Here is a 15,570-nt window from a genome sequence, read left to right on the forward strand (position 1 = left end):
TTGCCGTCCTTGAGATACTGCGCGATCGTCTCGCGCGCGAGTTTGAGCAATGTCGCTCTTTCGGCATCGGTAAGTCTCTGCGCCATATCGCCCCCTCTTTCAAACGCGATATCATATGCAATATGCACAATGACGCAAGGGGCAACAATTTGGCCATTGCATATTTCGGCCGGATAAATATTGTCCTGCCTGCCATGAAAAAGGACCTCAAGGGCAAGTCGGTGGTGCTCGGGATCGGCGGCGGGATCGCGGCGTACAAGTGCTGCGAACTGGCCAGGCTTTTGACCAAGTCCGGGGCGGATGTCCACTGCGTATTGACCTCCGCCGGGGCCCAGTTCGTAACCCCTCTCACGCTCCAGACGCTCACGGCGAACCCGGTGCACACGGACATGTGGAACCTGATCCAGGAAAAGGAGATCAGCCACATCTCGCTTGCGGACCGCGCGGACCTGGTGCTCGTCGCCCCCGCGACCGCGGACCTCATCGCCAAAATCGCGCACGGGATCTGCGACGATCTTCTCACCACCGTGATCTGCGCGACAAAGGCCCCTGTCCTCTTCGCGCCATCCATGAACTCCAACATGTGGGATAACCCCATCACGCAGGCCAACGTGGCAGGCCTTACGAAGCTCGGCTACAGGTTCATGGAGCCCGGTGTGGGGGAACTCGCGTGCGGATACGAGGGCAAAGGAAGGCTGCCGGAGCCTGATGAGATCCTCCAGAAAATAATCCGCCTTATGAAGTAGTTTCGGGCTTCAGGAAAGCACGTTCGAGAGTATCACGTACGCCAGATCCTCTTTGGGAAGTTTGGGGAGTCTCACCCTCTTTCCCGATCTGCTGAACAATATCGCGCGGCTGGCCAGGGCCCCGATGGCGTCCTGGGTGTTGGCCACGACCCAGCTGCAGCCCTTCCTGCGCAGTTTCTCGCGGGCGTTCTCCTCCAGGTTCTTGGTCTCCAGCGCGAACCCCACGATCCTCTGCTGCGGCCGTCGCCTCTTGCCGATCTCCATGAGGATGTCATGGGTCCTCACGAGCTCGATGTTCGGCGGGATCGGCCCCTTCTTCATCTTCTCCTTGAGCATGCGCCTCGGCCGCCAGTCCGCGACCGCGGCGGCCATGATGACCACGTCGGCCTTGGCCGCCCTCTTCTTCACTTCGCGGTACATCTGCTCGGCCGAGACCACGTCCACGCGGGTGATTCCCTCCGGGGTCTTCAGCGCCACAGGCCCTGAGATCAGGGTGACCAGGCAGTCCATGTCGCGCGCAGCCGCGGCGAGCGCGAATCCCATCATGCCTGAGGAGTCGTTGGATATGAAGCGGACGGGATCGATATATTCCCGCGTGGGCCCCGCTGTGATCAGGACCCTGAGTTTCCTCTTGCCCTCCAGCCTTCCCCTGAAGCCGTCCATACGATCAATCTTTTAGCATTTTTCTGAGGTCATAGAAAGCTCAGAGTCATGAGGACCGTGAGCCCGATGACACCGGCCACGGTGACCCATGAGACCGTGTTCCAGACCCGGCCGTTTGTGAACTCGCCCATGACGTCGCGCCGGTTGGCCAGCAGGATCATGAAGATGAGGATGAACGGAAGCACGATCCCGTTGACCACCTGCGAGAAGACCATCATCCTAAAAAGCGGGAAGCCGGGGATGAGGACCACCCCCATGCCGATGAGGATGGTGGCGGTGAAGAGCGAGTAGAACTGCGGGGCCTCGGAGAAACTCTTGTTGATGCCGGCCTCGAAACCCAGGCCCTCGCACACGTAGTAGGCCACCGCCAGCGGCAGCACGCACGCGGCGAAGATCGAGGCGTTGAACAGGCCGAAGGCGAAGAGCCAGGAGCAGTAATCGCCGGCCAGGGGCCTCAGGGCGAGAGCGGCGTCCGCCGCGTCCACCACCCTTATCGAGGAGGGATAGATCGTGGCCGCACAGGCCACTATTATGAAGAAGACGACCACCCCGGCCATGATGCAGCCGGCGATAGCGTCCCAGCGCGAGTGTCTTATGTTCTCCACGCCCACGCCCTTCTCCACGATCGAGGCCTGCAGGAAGAAGAGCTGCCAGGGGGCGATCGTGGTGCCGATGATGCCGATGAGCATGTAGAGATAGGGCATGTCGAAGTGGATCCTGGGTGTTACCATCGCCATGCCAACCTCGGACCAGCCGGGTTTGGCAAGAAAGCCGGAGACGATGTAGGAGATGTAGAAGAGGCACGCCACGAGAAAGACCTTCTCGACCAATTTGTACGTGCCCTTGACCACGAGCAGCCACACGAGCAGCGCCGAGATCGGCACGCTGACGTACTTGGAGACACCGAAGATGCCAAGGCTCGCGGCCACGCCCGAGAACTCGGACATCGTGTTGCCGAGATTCGTGACCATGAGCGCCAGCATGGCGTAGAAGGTGACCTTGACCCCGAAATTTTCGCGGATGAGGTCGGCCAAGCCCTTGCCGGTCACCGCGCCCATGCGCGCGTTCATCTCCTGCACGACGATGAGCGCGAAGATCACCGGGACCACGGCCCAGAGCAGATCATATCCGAAGTGAGCGCCTGCGACCGAGTAGGTGGCTATGCCGCCCGCGTCGTTGTCCACGTTGGCCGTGATTATGCCCGGGCCCAGCACCGCCAGGAATATGACGATATTGCGCCAGAAACCCCTGGGCCCGGCGACTTTCGTTTTCTGGATTGCACTCATAAAAGATCAGAGGCCGGTGCGCTTGCCCCACGCCTCCTCGACCGCGGCGTGAAGCACGTCGTCCACGGTGATTATACCCTCGAGTTTTCCCTCATCATCCACGGCGGGCAGCGTGTAGAGGTTGTATTTATCCATGGCATACGCCACGTCCTTGACCGAGGCATCGACCTTCACGGACGGCGGCTTGTGCTGCATGACGTCGCTGATCTTCGCATCCATCGGCTCGAGCAGGAGCTTCCTGAACGATATCGAACCCGTGAGGACGTCGCGCTCGTCTATGACGAACGCCGTATAGATCGTCTCCGCCTTCTGTATCTCCACGCAGCGGATATGGTCGATCGCCTGCCCCACGGTCATGGCGGGCCTGAGCGATATGAACTCGGTGGTCATGAGCCCGCCGGCCGAGTCGGATTCGTGCGTCATGAGCTCTGCGATCTCGCGCGCCTTCTTCGCGGAGAGCATCCCCATGATGCGGTCCGAGTCGCGTTTCGCCAGCTTCGCCAGCAGATCCGTCGCCTCGTCGGCCGGCATCCGCTCCACGAGGCGCACCGCGGTCTGCGTGTCCAGCTCCTCGATGATGTCCTTCTGGAGTTTTAAGTCCAGCTCGGTGATCGTGTCCACCTGGCCCTGCACGTCCAGCGTCTTTATCAGCGCGGCGCGCTGGTATGGGTCGAGCTCGGCGAGCATCTGCGATATGTCGGAGGGCGGGATCTGTTTGAGCTGCTGCATGTCCACGTTCAGCTGTATCTGGCCGGTTGCGGACTGGATCGAGAGCGGCTGGACGTACTTCCAGGAGATCAGCCCCTCCTCGTTGAGATAGCGCGCATGGCGGTTGAATACGTGCACGAACGCGTCGACTATGCGCTCGAAGCCAAGCCTGCGCACCAGGCCGCGAAGGCCTATGTCCACGTGCGCGAGCCTGAGATCGTCGTCCACCCGGAGGAAATGCAGGTCGTTGACGCGCACCAGCTTGCGGTTGAACGTGTCCACCACCTGCTGGTCGAGGATGTTGCGCCGAAGCGTGGGCTCGTCCTCCTTACGATAGGATTTCACCTCTGCGAGCGACTCGATCGGGACCTTCAGCGCAAGCCCGCGATCAGTCTGGTGCACATCCTTCCACGGGATGACGTAATATCTCTTGTCGAATATCCCCTTCGATACGACGAGCGCGGTTACGCGCGGATAGACCTCGTCCAGGCGAGCCATGAAATCATAGGGGTGGCCGAGGAACCGTCCGTGACGGTCCACCACGTCCCTTTTCGAGAGATCGGTAAAGTATGTGAACATGGGTTTCTACTGCCAGGGTCTGCGTTATCCATTTTCGGGGGCGGACAATACTCCCCGACATCCCCAATGCAAGCAGTTTCATTAATTTGAGGCGTTTTCAGAGCACGTCCATCACTCCGGGGAGCACCATGTTCGGCCGGTAGAGCCCGAGCGCCAGCCCGTCCTTCACCAGCTCCACGAGTTTCTCCGCCTGGGGTTCGCGTATGAGCCCCTTTTTCATCGAGGCCCTGATGCCCAGCCGCAGCCTGGCCGCATAATCGAGGCGACTCAGGCCAGCGGGATCTATGTCGAGGCACGGCGCATGCTCCGGGTCCTTCAAAAAACCGATCGCCGCATCCATGGCGAGGTCCATGTAGTGCGAGCGGTTCTCCTCCTCGATGGGAAAGCGGGAGCGCCTGGCGTAGGCAGCGAGGCTCGCCCTCAGTCCCCGCATCTTCTGAAGCATGACGATCGAGTTGAAGATGCGCTTGTTCGTTGAGAAGGAGAAGAGAGTCTTCTTGAGGACCCGCTCCAGGAGGAGGTCGAAGCGCTCAATCGCAGGTTTGCCGATGGAGCCCAGCATCTTCCACGCCCGATCGCTCACGCCGACGTCGAAACGCATCTCCCAGTAGGTATGCGTGAGCAGCCTCGTGCTCCAGCTGCGCACGATCTTGACCGGGATGTAGTAGTTGTGCGCCACGACGTCCGCGGCCAGATGCATGAGATACCCGTAGGCAGCGGCCCTCTGCAGGTCGCCCTCCGCCTCGGCCAGGATCAACCTCCCCATCGTCCAGTTGTGGCAGTGGTGCAGATAGCCGTAGTAGCGCTTGCCCATGATGATGTCCGGGCTCGCGGCCCCGTATATGAAAGCATCGGGGAAGCGGCGCATGAGATCGGCGATCACCGGCGAGATGACTGCCAGCTTGGACATGGCGCCCAGGGCGATCTCCACGTGCATGCCCGGTCCCCAGGCGTGCGCGGCATTCGGCATGGCAATCACGATGAGCGCGACAATTACTGCGTAGACAAACACCATGTGCGAAACTATAGTCCGCTCCCGCAAGATCGTAAATAGGGAGTTGGCGGATGCCTGCACGGCAGAGATCAAAGGATATCCTCGACGCGGCGGGGGATGTGCGAAACCTCCTCGAATACGCGATTTCTCTGGGCCTCTACGAGCTGCCTAAGACAAGGCGCCCTGCCGGGGAACGCAAAACACAGGAGCTCAGGCCCGTGATGCCGATGCTGGCTGCCGGCGACAAGGCGAAGGCGATGGAGAAACTGCGGGCCGGGATAGGCGACTGCAAACTCTGCAAGCTGCACAAGGGAAGGACCAACCTGGTCTTCGGCGTGGGCGACCCGAATGCGAAACTCATGTTCATAGGCGAAGGGCCGGGCCGCGACGAAGATATGCAGGGCGAACCGTTCGTGGGACTGGCCGGTCAGCTGCTCACGAAGATCATCGAGGCCATGGGATACAAGAGAAGCGACGTCTATATCGCGAACATCGTGAAATGCAGGCCCCCCAACAACCGAAACCCCGAGCCGGACGAGGTCGCGGCCTGCGTCGGATTTCTCATGAGCCAGGTGAAGATAATCCGGCCCAGTGTGATCGTATGTCTCGGGGGGGTGGCACTCCAGAGCCTCTTTGGACCCGAGCTCAAGATCACGAGGGCCAGGGGCAAGCTCCTCGACTGGCAGGGAATACCCGTGATGCCCACCTACCACCCCGCCTTCCTCCTCCGAAACGCCAACATGAAGAAACCTGTCTGGGAGGATATGCAGAAGGTAATGGAATTATTGAAAAAAACGTGACCCGTAAAAACCCTTATACCGCTTGACGGCACACCCCCTTTCTGGTACCCCGACGCATCCTTAAAAGGCCTTAAATATCAATTATTTACAACGTTTTAAACAGACTGAACGCCAAGGGCGCAGAAACAGGGGAGGAGAACAAGATGAATCCGAAACCAGGCATAGGAATGAGCGCCGAACCAGCGGTCGAGATATCCACAAACATGTGCAAACAGGGCTCCAAGATCGTTCGAGGCGAGTCCAGGCCCGCGTTCATGAACCGGTGCCAGCCCAAGATGACTTACTCGGGCCATCCTATCCGCGAAGTCCCCTGGACGCTCCCCTACTGGACCGATTCGCTCTGCCCGGAGTGCGGCAAGGTGATACGCGCACGCAAGTTCTGCGAAGGCAAGGCGGTCTACATGGAGAAGGAGTGCGGAGAGCACGGCTACTTCCGCGAGCTGATATCGCCTGACGTGGATTTCTACATGTCGATGTTCACGCTGCGCTTCGGGGATCAGAGGGGGATCACCAATCCGCTAGTACAGGCGGAGTCCGGGAAGTCGTGCCCTGAGAACTGCGGGCTGTGCAACATGCACCACTCTCACACAGCCATGTCCAACATCGACCTCACCAACCGCTGCGACATGACCTGTCCTGTCTGCTTCGCAAACGCGAACGCGATGGGATTCATCACCGAGCCTTCGGTCGACGAGGTGCGCAGAATGCTCAAGACCCTGCGCGACAGAAGGCCCGTGCCCTGCAAGGTGATACAGTTCTCGGGCGGCGAGCCCACCATACACCCCAACTTCATCGAGATCGTAGCGATGGCGAAGGAGATGGGGTTCGGCCACATCCAGATCGCGACCAACGGCAAGAACATGTCGGACCTCGACTTCGCGCGCCGCTGCCGCGAGGCCGGGCTCGACTCCCTGTACCTGCAGTTCGACGGTGTTACCCGCGACGTTTACAGAAAGACCCGCGGCGAGGACTGCCTTGAGATGAAGCTGCAGGTCATCGAGGTATGCCGCAAGGTGGGGCTCAGGATAGTGCTGGTGCCCACGGTCATACGCGGCGTCAACGACGACCATGTGGGCGCGATCGTTCGCTTCGCGTGCGACCACTCCGACGTCATCACCGGCATCAGCTTTCAGCCGGTCTGCTTCACCGGCCGCATCGCGGAGAAGGACAGGATGCAACAGCGCTACACCATCACGCACCTCGCGCTGGACGTCGAGGAACAGACCGGCGGCACGATGCCGCGCACCAACTGGTTTGGGCTGGGTTGCACGCAGCCGCTCTCGCGCATCTCGGAAGCGCTCTCCGGCAAGCCCGCGTTTTTCGTATCATGCCACCCGGACTGCGGGGGCGGCGGATACCTCTTCATCAACCCGGAGGACAAGACCGAGATCAAGTCCATGACCGAGTTCTTCGACCTGCGCGGAGCGCTGCATGACCTTCAAGGTCTGGCCGACAAGCTGGCGGCCCGCAGGCGGAAGACGTGGTACAAGCTGCTCAGCTCCCTGGGACTCGCAAAGTCTGCAGACCTCATGGGCGGAGCCAGGGCGCTGCGCATCGTGAAAAAACACTTCGACGAGAAGAAGGCGCCGACCGGACTCACCTTCCGGAGGCTGCTCGGCGTCATGGACGGCTACAAGGACACGGAGAGGGGCAGACAGCCCGACGCCGAGAAGAAGTTCAGCTATAACACGATATTTGTCGCGGGCATGCATTTCCAGGACAGGTACAACTACGACTGCGAGCGCGTCAGGCGCTGCGTGATCCACCAGTCGGCCCCTGACGGCAACATGTATCCCTTCTGCACCTACAACTCGGGCCCATACTACAGGGCGCGCGTGGAGGAAAAAGAGCAGACGACCAAGATCAACGACTACAAAGAAGCCGGGACACCCCATTCTTCAGCAAACCGCAAGAAGCGCTTCCCGGCCGATCCATCGCTACCGCAGATCGTGGTGAAGGACTACGGGATCCGCGAAGGCGCCCCGCGCGAATACCACATGCCGGACAACTACGGCTGCTGCTCGACAGCGAAGGCATAGGAAGGATTACTGCAGGATCTTGGGCTCGTCGTCGGAAGCGGCTTCCTGAGCCGCGACAACCTCCGGCGCCTCCGCGCCCTCAGCGGACAACGGTTTGAAACATTCGATGCGGTTGCGGCCGCCCTCTTTCGCCCTGTAGAGGGCGATGTCGGCGTGGTCGATGAGGTCGTCCATCTCCTCGACGTCGTCCGGGTACGTGGCGATGCCGGCGGATATGGTGATGTCCCTGGTCACCTTGCGGTCCGGCGTGCTGAACCTGTGTCCCTCGACGAGCAGCCTCACCTTCTCCGCCACCGCTATCGCGCCGCGCTTGTCGGTGTCCGGAAGGAGGAGCACGAACTCCTCGCCGCCGAAGCGCGCCACCGTATCGACCTCGCGGAGGTTGCGCCTCAGTATCGCGCCTATCTGCTTGAGGACCTGGTCCCCCTGCAGGTGACCGAATGTGTCGTTGTAGTCCTTGAAGTAGTCCACGTCGACCATGATGAGCGACAGCGGCCTGTGGAATCGGATGGCCCTCTTCCACTCCATCTGCAACATGTTCTGGAAATGGCGGCGGTTGTTGATGCCCGTGAGCTCATCCTTGACCGTGAGCTCGCGCGTGCGGGTGTAGAGCCTGGCGTTGGCCACGGCCAGCGCTATCTGGCCGGCGGTGAGCGAGAGCATCTGCACGTCCTGATAAGTGAAGCTGGAGATACCGCGCCTCCCAAAGTTGATCACGCCCAGGACCTCGTCCTTGTAGATGAGCGGGATGGAGAGGAAGGACGAAGGATCGTCGGGTTTCTCGCCCTTGTAGTTGAGGAAGCGATCCTCGTGGCTCGTGTCCTTTATGTAGATCTTCTTGCCGGTCTGCGCGGCGAGCCCGGATATCCCCTCGCCCTTTTTGAAGACCATGCTTGCCACCGCCTCCGCGTTCTTGAATCCGAAGGCAGCCTTGATCTGCAGCTCCTCCGCTTTCTCGTCGAAAATCATCAGCGCGAACTCGTTCACCTTCAGATACTTCGTGAGCGTCGCCGCGATGGTCGAGTAAAGCCTGTCCAGGTCGATGATGGAGTTGACCTCCTGGCCGATCTCGTAGATCAGCGAGAGGTCCTTGACGAACTTTTCGAGCATCCTGTTGCTGCGCTCTATGATCGCGCTCTTCTCCTCGAGGCTCTTGCGGAGCCTCTCCTGCTCAGCCGCCATTATCCGGTCCTGCTCGGACTGGATGTTCTGGGCGGAGAGGTCGGTGATCCTGCTGAGCATCCTGTTGAACGAACGCGCCACTTCGCCCAGCTCATCGTCCGCGCTCACCGGAGCGCGTATGAGGAAATCGCCCCTCTCCGCGCGCTGTATCGCGCGTTTGAGTCCTCCGAGCGGCTTATCTAGGAACGAATGGATGGCCGCAGTGGCCGCGACGGCGGCCGCTACCGCCTCCGCCGCCGTGAATACCAGACCCAACTTTATCCCGAACACAGTCGATGAGAAATCGATGATGCCGTACTGGATGAGAAAACGCCCGACCACCCAAACAGCGGCGTAGGCCAGACCCGTGACAGCGGCGACCTTGATCGGTATTGAGACGCCGATCCCCCAGCCCTTTGCAGAATTCATGCGCAAACGATCACCCCTAACCAGAACAGGCCCCTTGGCTGCAATGCCTGCCACTGCTGCATAAGCAGGCTTCCATATAGGGTATCGGCCGCCAACACAAGAAGTTGCTAAGATATTTCAGACAAAAAACCCTGTCTTATCAATAATTTATCGGTTGCCCACATGGGGTTTATGCATTATAGTGAATTCGATGAAGAAGCTCGCACTGATCCCCCTCTTTCTGGCTATCGTGTCCGCGCCCTTCGATGCGCAGGCGCTCCCACCGCCCGACATACGCGTCCTCATATTCGAGGGCCGAAGCACCGCAATAACGGGGATCGATACGCCGATACAGATATCGTTCGGCGCCGCGCCCAAATCACTGGAGCGCAAGTCAGGATCGACAATCATGATCTCGGCCGGACCCAAAGGCCTCCTCTTCCACGGGGACCCGATCGGATCCCAGGCCTTGCTCTCGAACAGGACGAGGCGCTACGAGACAGAGGGAAAGGTGTTGAGAGGCGAGATCAAAGTCCTGTGGAAAGGCGATTCCAAGCTCGTCGTCATAAACAATCTCCCGCTCGAAGAATACCTCGTGGGGCTCCTGGGCAGCGAGATGTACCCCGGATGGCCCATCGAGGCGTACAAGGCGCAGGCGATCGCGGCGCGCACCTACGCGCTCCATCATGCGGATGCGGCGGGCGGCGCTTCGGGCCGCGATTACGACGTCACCGCCACCGTGCTCTCCCAGGTCTACGAAGGCGTGAACAGGGAGGCGGACGAGGCGAAGAGAGCCGTGGATGCGACTGCGGGCCTCGTGCTCATGCGCGACGGCGCCATTTTCCCCGCTTACTACCACAGCTGCTGCGGGGGGCTCACCGAGCACGCGCACAATGTCTGGGAGAATGGATGGGGACCGCCTCAGGTCAAAGACAGGTTCTGCGAGCGCTCGCCGAAGAGGAGTTGGACCGCCTCGATCCCGGCCTCTGAATTCCTGGAGACACTCGAGAAAAACGGGATCGCCATCGAAGGCGTCAGGTCGGTATCGATCAGGTCTGAGATGGATTCGCCCAGGGTCGATCAGCTCATAGTCGAGCATGCGGGCGGCGTCGAGGCGATAAGGGCCACGGACTTGAGGTCCATGTTCGGGTTCGCCAGGATAAAGAGCACATGGTTCGACGCAAAGCTTGCGCGCGGCTCAGTGGTGTTCAACGGTCGAGGCTATGGGCACGGCGTAGGCATGTGCCAATGGGGTGCGAAAGGAATGGCGGACCAGGGCGCCACATACGAACAGATACTGAAGTTCTATTATGCGGACGCGCAGATCATGAAGTCCTACTGAGAACCCACTCGCTTTTCGACGACATCGCCCGCCTTGATGCTGTTATTGGCAGCGGCTCCGGCGTTTAGCTCCAGCACGTACATGAAGGGAGCAGGAGAGGATATCAGCTCAGTGGAGCCCGGCACAGCATTCTCCACCACGTGGACCACCTTCATATTCTCGTCCACGAAGACCATGTCCAGCGGCATCTCCATGCCCTGCATCCAGAAGCGCTCCTGCACAGGTCTCTCGAAGACGAACCACATGCCCGAGTTCTCCGGCAACGACTCGCGTCCTGAGAGTCCCTTGGCCTTCTCCTCGTCGGTCTTCGCGATCTCGACGGAGAATTCCTTGCCGTTTACCACGATCGTCGCCAGGACCACCTCAGTCGCAGCCGGCATATCGCCCCCCTGTTCCTGCGCAAGAGAATCCGCCTGCGCTTCCTGCTCGTCCCCGCTCGCCTGCTGCATCTTCTCGCAACCTGATGCGGAGATCATGAAGAAAGCGAGGAATATGCCCAGCAAGTATACTGTCTTTTTCATCTCGACCTCCCTGTCGATAAATCGACGCGTCTGAAATTTCATTCCGCCGGTGTCATCCCCTGAAGAATCGGGCGAGCGAACTCTTCGCCACGTCCCAGGAGAGGATAGCCGAAGCCTTTACCAGAGGAATGCCCCGTGGGCAAGCCCTCTCGCAATTTTCCGCCCCGGCGCAGTCGGCCACCCCGCCCCTGCCGGCAAGGGCGGAGAGGCGAGAGGGGGCGCCCTCTTTCCCGGTCCTGTTGCGGATCACGGGCAAGAGACTGCTGAAGACGAACGCCCCCGCGAACGCGGACCTGGAATTGACCTGCGGGCAGGCCTCGCTGCACGCCCCACACATGACGCAATCCAGAAAACAGGATGCGTCGGATTCATCCTTCGTCATCTTCACCCGATCGCCTCTGGGGGCGAGATCGTCGACATCGGTCCAGCACAGGTTGCGCGAAAGAGCATCCATCATGGAGCTGCGATCGACGATGAGATCCCGGACCACCGGATACTTGGTAAGCGGCTCGATCGTCACCGGACCGTCGAACTCATCAAGCATCACCCCGCACGCCTGGCGCGCCTTACCGTTGACCAGCACGGTGCAGGCGCCGCAGAGTCCCTCTTCGCAGGAACAATCCCACAGGACCGGCGTGGTCGGGATGCCCTCGTTTGTCACGGGCTGCATCTGGATCCGCCTCAACGCGTCGACGAGCGACACGCCGGGCGCAAGCGCGACCTCGAAGATCTCCCAGTGAGGCAGATCCATCGGATCGTCCTGCCGCTTTATCTTCAGCAAGAGGCTGGCCATCTAGTATCCCCTGTCGCCGGGCTCGCCGTTAACGCGCTCTGAAAGGTCCAGCGCCATTTTGCCGCTCTTCATGAAAGCCCTCGTGGTGACGAACCACTTTTTGTCGTCTTTCTTCGGAATAGCCGCCTTCCGATGTCCTCCCCTGCTCTCCTCGCGGGCGATCGAGGCGGCTACGTAGATATCTGCGAGGACGAGCCTCTTCGCCAATCGCCTGTGGAAGGAGAGTTCGGAGTTCGACCACTCGGAGCGGTCTATGAGCTGCGCGCGAGCGAGCTTTTCGGAGAGCTCTGCGATCTTGCCCGCCGCGCGCGCCAGCTGCTCGTTATCCTTCTCGATGAGCGCCTTCTCGAAGAGCGTGGAGGAGAGCTCGGACGCGATCGAGTACGCGTTCTCCGTTCCCTGCTTTGCCGATATCCTTGAAACGAGATCGGTTTCGCGCTCCTTCGCATGGGAAACAAGAGATGCCGACAGCTCTGCGGCGCCCGCGCCCTTCTGGCAGGCGGAGCTCACCGCGCTCTCCGCCGCGACCATTCCGCCGTGAACCGATGCGAGGAGATCGTTGCCGGACATGGCGCATGCGCCGTGGTAAAGGCAGACAGCGCTTCCCGCGGCGAAGAGTCCCTCGATCGAGGTCGAGTGGTCGAGTTTCGCCCAGAGCCCGCCAAGGCTGTTTCGCACCGCAGGGGCGATATCCATCGTCTCGCTGGAAGGATCGAGCCCTGCCGCATCACACGCGTCGAGCAGAAACGGCATCTTAAGACCGATCGTCTCAGGATTGAGGTGCGTCAGATCCAAACGCGCCGCATTCGTGCGCGCGCCGGCCTCCTTGCACGCCCTGACGAGCGAGTTCAAGACCAGATCGTCCGGGACTGCGCCGCCGCTGGCCCCGTGCCATTCCTTGAGGAAGTGCCATGGTTTTCCGTCGCGCTCTATCCACACGGCGCCGCCTGAGGAGAGCACCGAATCAGGGACCGACCTCGCCCGGCTCGAGACGGACATGGCAAGGGGCGTCACCTGCACGAACTCAGGATTTGCTATAGCGGCGCCCTGTTCCATGCACGAGACGATGGCTGCGCCGTCGTTCGCAGCGGAACGGCAGTGTCTACCGAAGATAGCGGGATACCCCCCGGTGCACAGTATGACCGCGTCGGCAGCGAACGCCTTGATCTCCATGTTGCGCAGCTCCTGCGCGATCACACCTCTCGCACGGCCCGATTCATCCTGTATCAGCGAAAGGAATTCCCATCCATAGTAAGCAGTGAGCCTGCCGGATGAGCAGGCGCGCAGGATACGACCCGACAGGACCGAGACGAGCCTCTGGCCGATGGATCTGCCCGAAGACAGCGTGCGCGCGAAGGTCGAACCCGCCGCCCTCGACAAGCTGGGGAGCCCCTCTGTCGTGCGGTCGAAGACAAGACCAAGCCTGAGGAGCAACTCCGCGATGTCGGGCGCCTGCTCGCACATCCTGCGCACGGCGGAGCGGCTCGCCAGAAATTCGCCGCACCTCAAGGTGTCCTCTGCGTGCTGCTCCGGAGAATCGCCTGAAGCGAGACCCACCGCGGCCGAGAAACCGTCGCGAACGCACGTCGAGCCTGACCTGTAGGGCATATCCTGCGCGATGATGGTCACAGACGCGCCGAGATCGAACGCCTTGAGGGCCGCCGACATCCCTGCGACGCCGGCGCCGATGACGACTATGTTGAGCCCCTTTTCAGCCATGGCCTGCCTTCAGAATGAGAGGACGAGTTTGACGCCCCACGTCGCGAGCAGGAGGGTAACGATCCAACCCGCCATCGCGAGTGCGCCCCTGGATCGGCCGGAGGCCGTAAGCCCCCAGCTGCGCAACGAATGCGCAAATCCGTTGCCGAAGTAAAACGCCGCCGCGACGACGCCCGCCATATACAGCGCCTTGACCCAGGGCGACGAGAACGCAGATGACATCATCTCCGCGGTCATCGGCCGGCCCATGACCACCGGCTTGAGCCCGGCCGCATAGATGTGATAAGCGACAAAAGGTATGAGGCAAAGTCCGGCCAACCTCTGCATTGCGTACATCCAATTCCTATAGTAGCCGTATGAGATCACGTTTATCCGGCAGTTGTACACGATGAGTATCCCCATGGCCATGTGGAAGACGAGCGGGACGAGCACGAAGAAAAACAGCGCCCAGCCCAGCATGGGAACCGCGTCCATCCTGACCATCAAACGGTTGAACGCGGCATCTCCGCCGAAGATCGAAGAATACGGGATGAGGAAGAAGAACACGAAGGCGGCCGCAAAACAAAAACCGGTGATCGAATACATCCTGTGGAGCCAATAATAGGTATTATCTTCTGCGTGGCCGTTCATCAGCCGCCTCCTGGCGCCGGACCTGCGAGCCGTGAGGAGTGTACCTGCTGGATCGGTGCCGAGTCAAGACAAGCTAGGCCGTGGGACCCGCTTCCTCTATGGCCAGACCGGCGCTCTCCGCATATTGCGCAAAGTTCTTCGCAAAGAGGCCCGCCAGATGCCGGGCAGTGCCGTCGTAGGCCGTCTTGTCGCGCCAGGTGTCCCTGGGCGAAAGAACCTCAGAGGGAACACCCGAGCATGACTTCGGCACCAGGACTTTGAAGACCGGATCAGGAACGAATTCGGAATCGTAGAGCCTTCCGTCGAGGGCCGCGGCGAGCAATGCGCGCGTGATCGAGATCTTCATCCTGCGCCCCTCGCCGTAAGGTCCGCCGCTCCATCCGCTGTTCACGAGCCAGCAGCGAGTGCCATGCTGCGAGATCCTCTCACCCAGCATCATCGCATATACCGAGGGGTCGAGCGGCATGAAGGGCGCGCCGAAACAGGTGGAGAAGGTGGCCTCCGGCTTGTCGACCCCGACCTCGGTGCCGGCGAGCTTCGCGGTGTAGCCGGAGAGGAAGTGGTACATCGCCATCTCCGGGGTGAGCTTTGCGATGGGAGGCAGCACGCCGAACGCGTCGCAGGTGAGGAATATGATGTTTTTGGGGTGGCCGCCCATGCCGGGGATCACGCAACCCGGGATGTGCTCCACCGGATACGTCGCACGCGTGTTCTCGGTGATCTGATCGGAGGCGTAGTCGGGGATGAGCGTCTTGGGATCTATGATCACGTTCTCGAGGAGCGACCCGGATCTGATCGCGTTGTATATCTGCGGCTCCGCCTCTTTGGAGAGCCTGATCACCTTCGCGTAGCAGCCCCCCTCGAAGTTGAAGACCCCCCTCTCGCTCCAGCCATGTTCATCGTCGCCGATCAGCCTCCGTTCCGGATCGGCGGAGAGCGTCGTCTTGCCGGTCCCGGAGAGCCCGAAGAAGAGCGCCACGTCGCCCGACTTCCCCATATTGGCCGAACAGTGCATCGGAAAAACGCCTTCCCCGGGCAAAAGTCCGTTCATCACCGAGAAGATGCTCTTCTTTATCTCGCCGCCGTAGCCGGAGCCTATTATAAGGTTTATCTTCTTCTCGTATGAGATGCCCACGAAGGTGCCGGAGCGGATGCCGAACTCGCCAGGGTCGATTTTGAGG

General features: G+C 60.7%; 14 protein-coding genes. 4 read left to right on the top strand and 10 right to left on the bottom strand.

What is annotated here, in order from left to right; all coding sequences use genetic code 11:
* The first annotated feature begins 194 nt into the window (after positions 1–194).
* Complete coding sequence (gene coaBC, locus WC683_15355) at positions 195–746, top strand: bifunctional phosphopantothenoylcysteine decarboxylase/phosphopantothenate--cysteine ligase CoaBC (protein ID MFA4973986.1); 552 nt, start codon at positions 195–197, stop codon at positions 744–746.
* Positions 747–755: 9 nt separating this feature from the next.
* Here coaBC and WC683_15360 read toward each other — a convergent pair whose 3' ends face one another.
* From WC683_15360 to WC683_15375, 4 genes are all read right to left on the bottom strand, one after another.
* Positions 756–1,409: a phosphopantothenoylcysteine decarboxylase gene (locus WC683_15360; protein MFA4973987.1), complete on the bottom strand. Its 654-nt coding sequence runs from the start codon at positions 1,407–1,409 to the stop codon at positions 756–758.
* A gap of 29 nt (positions 1,410–1,438) precedes the next feature.
* Entirely contained in the window at positions 1,439–2,695 is a 1,257-nt protein-coding gene (locus tag WC683_15365; GenBank protein ID MFA4973988.1) for an Nramp family divalent metal transporter, read from the bottom strand.
* Positions 2,696–2,701: 6 nt separating this feature from the next.
* Positions 2,702–3,982: a CBS domain-containing protein gene (locus WC683_15370; GenBank protein MFA4973989.1), complete on the bottom strand. Its 1,281-nt coding sequence runs from the start codon at positions 3,980–3,982 to the stop codon at positions 2,702–2,704.
* Between the two features lie 97 nt (positions 3,983–4,079).
* On the bottom strand, positions 4,080–4,997 hold the full coding sequence (locus tag WC683_15375) for a zinc dependent phospholipase C family protein (protein ID MFA4973990.1): 918 nt from the start codon (positions 4,995–4,997) through the stop codon (positions 4,080–4,082).
* A 50-nt stretch (positions 4,998–5,047) separates the two neighbouring features.
* Between WC683_15375 and WC683_15380 the strand changes: the two genes are divergently transcribed.
* Entirely contained in the window at positions 5,048–5,776 is a 729-nt protein-coding gene (locus tag WC683_15380; GenBank protein MFA4973991.1) for a uracil-DNA glycosylase, read from the top strand.
* A 143-nt stretch (positions 5,777–5,919) separates the two neighbouring features.
* Entirely contained in the window at positions 5,920–7,815 is a 1,896-nt protein-coding gene (locus tag WC683_15385) for a radical SAM protein (GenBank protein ID MFA4973992.1), read from the top strand.
* 6 nt (positions 7,816–7,821) lie between these two features.
* On the opposite strand, the gene WC683_15390 is transcribed toward WC683_15385, so the two are convergent.
* Positions 7,822–9,405 (bottom strand): diguanylate cyclase, encoded by a 1,584-nt coding sequence (locus WC683_15390; GenBank protein MFA4973993.1) that lies wholly within the window; start codon positions 9,403–9,405, stop codon positions 7,822–7,824.
* Positions 9,406–9,595: 190 nt separating this feature from the next.
* Here WC683_15390 and WC683_15395 point away from each other — a divergent pair, with 190 nt between their 5' ends.
* On the top strand, positions 9,596–10,726 hold the full coding sequence (locus WC683_15395; protein ID MFA4973994.1) for a SpoIID/LytB domain-containing protein: 1,131 nt from the start codon (positions 9,596–9,598) through the stop codon (positions 10,724–10,726).
* Here WC683_15395 and WC683_15400 read toward each other — a convergent pair.
* The 5 genes from WC683_15400 to WC683_15420 form a co-directional block, all read right to left on the bottom strand.
* Positions 10,720–11,247, bottom strand: a complete 528-nt coding sequence (locus tag WC683_15400) for a DUF192 domain-containing protein (protein MFA4973995.1) — start codon at positions 11,245–11,247, stop codon at positions 10,720–10,722. The two genes, WC683_15395 and WC683_15400, sit on opposite strands and share 7 nt — an antisense overlap.
* A 52-nt stretch (positions 11,248–11,299) precedes the next feature.
* Entirely contained in the window at positions 11,300–12,040 is a 741-nt protein-coding gene (locus WC683_15405) for a 2Fe-2S iron-sulfur cluster-binding protein (GenBank protein MFA4973996.1), read from the bottom strand.
* Positions 12,041–13,759, bottom strand: a complete 1,719-nt coding sequence (locus tag WC683_15410) for an FAD-binding protein (GenBank protein MFA4973997.1) — start codon at positions 13,757–13,759, stop codon at positions 12,041–12,043.
* 9 nt (positions 13,760–13,768) lie between these two features.
* Positions 13,769–14,389, bottom strand: coding sequence for a hypothetical protein (locus WC683_15415; GenBank protein MFA4973998.1), 621 nt, complete (start codon positions 14,387–14,389; stop codon positions 13,769–13,771).
* A gap of 73 nt (positions 14,390–14,462) precedes the next feature.
* Positions 14,463–15,570, bottom strand: a 1,108-nt coding sequence (locus WC683_15420; GenBank protein MFA4973999.1) for a phosphoenolpyruvate carboxykinase (ATP), incomplete at its 5' end; no start/stop codon positions are given.

It is taken from the genome of bacterium (genome assembly GCA_041648665.1).
In the GTDB taxonomy this organism is placed as follows: domain Bacteria; phylum UBA10199; class UBA10199; order 2-02-FULL-44-16; family JAAZCA01; genus JAFGMW01.

Bases quoted from the DNA above. Each gene is read 5' to 3' on its own strand.
- coaBC (MFA4973986.1), top strand. From the start codon at position 195: ATGAAAAAGGACCTCAAGGGCAAGTCGGTGGTGCTCGGGATCGGCGGC.
- WC683_15360 (MFA4973987.1), bottom strand. From the start codon at position 1,409: ATGGACGGCTTCAGGGGAAGGCTGGAGGGCAAGAGGAAACTCAGGGTC.
- WC683_15365 (MFA4973988.1), bottom strand. From the start codon at position 2,695: ATGAGTGCAATCCAGAAAACGAAAGTCGCCGGGCCCAGGGGTTTCTGG.
- WC683_15370 (MFA4973989.1), bottom strand. From the start codon at position 3,982: ATGTTCACATACTTTACCGATCTCTCGAAAAGGGACGTGGTGGACCGT.
- WC683_15375 (MFA4973990.1), bottom strand. From the start codon at position 4,997: ATGGTGTTTGTCTACGCAGTAATTGTCGCGCTCATCGTGATTGCCATG.
- WC683_15380 (MFA4973991.1), top strand. From the start codon at position 5,048: ATGCCTGCACGGCAGAGATCAAAGGATATCCTCGACGCGGCGGGGGAT.
- WC683_15385 (MFA4973992.1), top strand. From the start codon at position 5,920: ATGAATCCGAAACCAGGCATAGGAATGAGCGCCGAACCAGCGGTCGAG.
- WC683_15390 (MFA4973993.1), bottom strand. From the start codon at position 9,405: ATGAATTCTGCAAAGGGCTGGGGGATCGGCGTCTCAATACCGATCAAG.
- WC683_15395 (MFA4973994.1), top strand. From the start codon at position 9,596: ATGAAGAAGCTCGCACTGATCCCCCTCTTTCTGGCTATCGTGTCCGCG.
- WC683_15400 (MFA4973995.1), bottom strand. From the start codon at position 11,247: ATGAAAAAGACAGTATACTTGCTGGGCATATTCCTCGCTTTCTTCATG.
- WC683_15405 (MFA4973996.1), bottom strand. From the start codon at position 12,040: ATGGCCAGCCTCTTGCTGAAGATAAAGCGGCAGGACGATCCGATGGAT.
- WC683_15410 (MFA4973997.1), bottom strand. From the start codon at position 13,759: ATGGCTGAAAAGGGGCTCAACATAGTCGTCATCGGCGCCGGCGTCGCA.
- WC683_15415 (MFA4973998.1), bottom strand. From the start codon at position 14,389: ATGAACGGCCACGCAGAAGATAATACCTATTATTGGCTCCACAGGATG.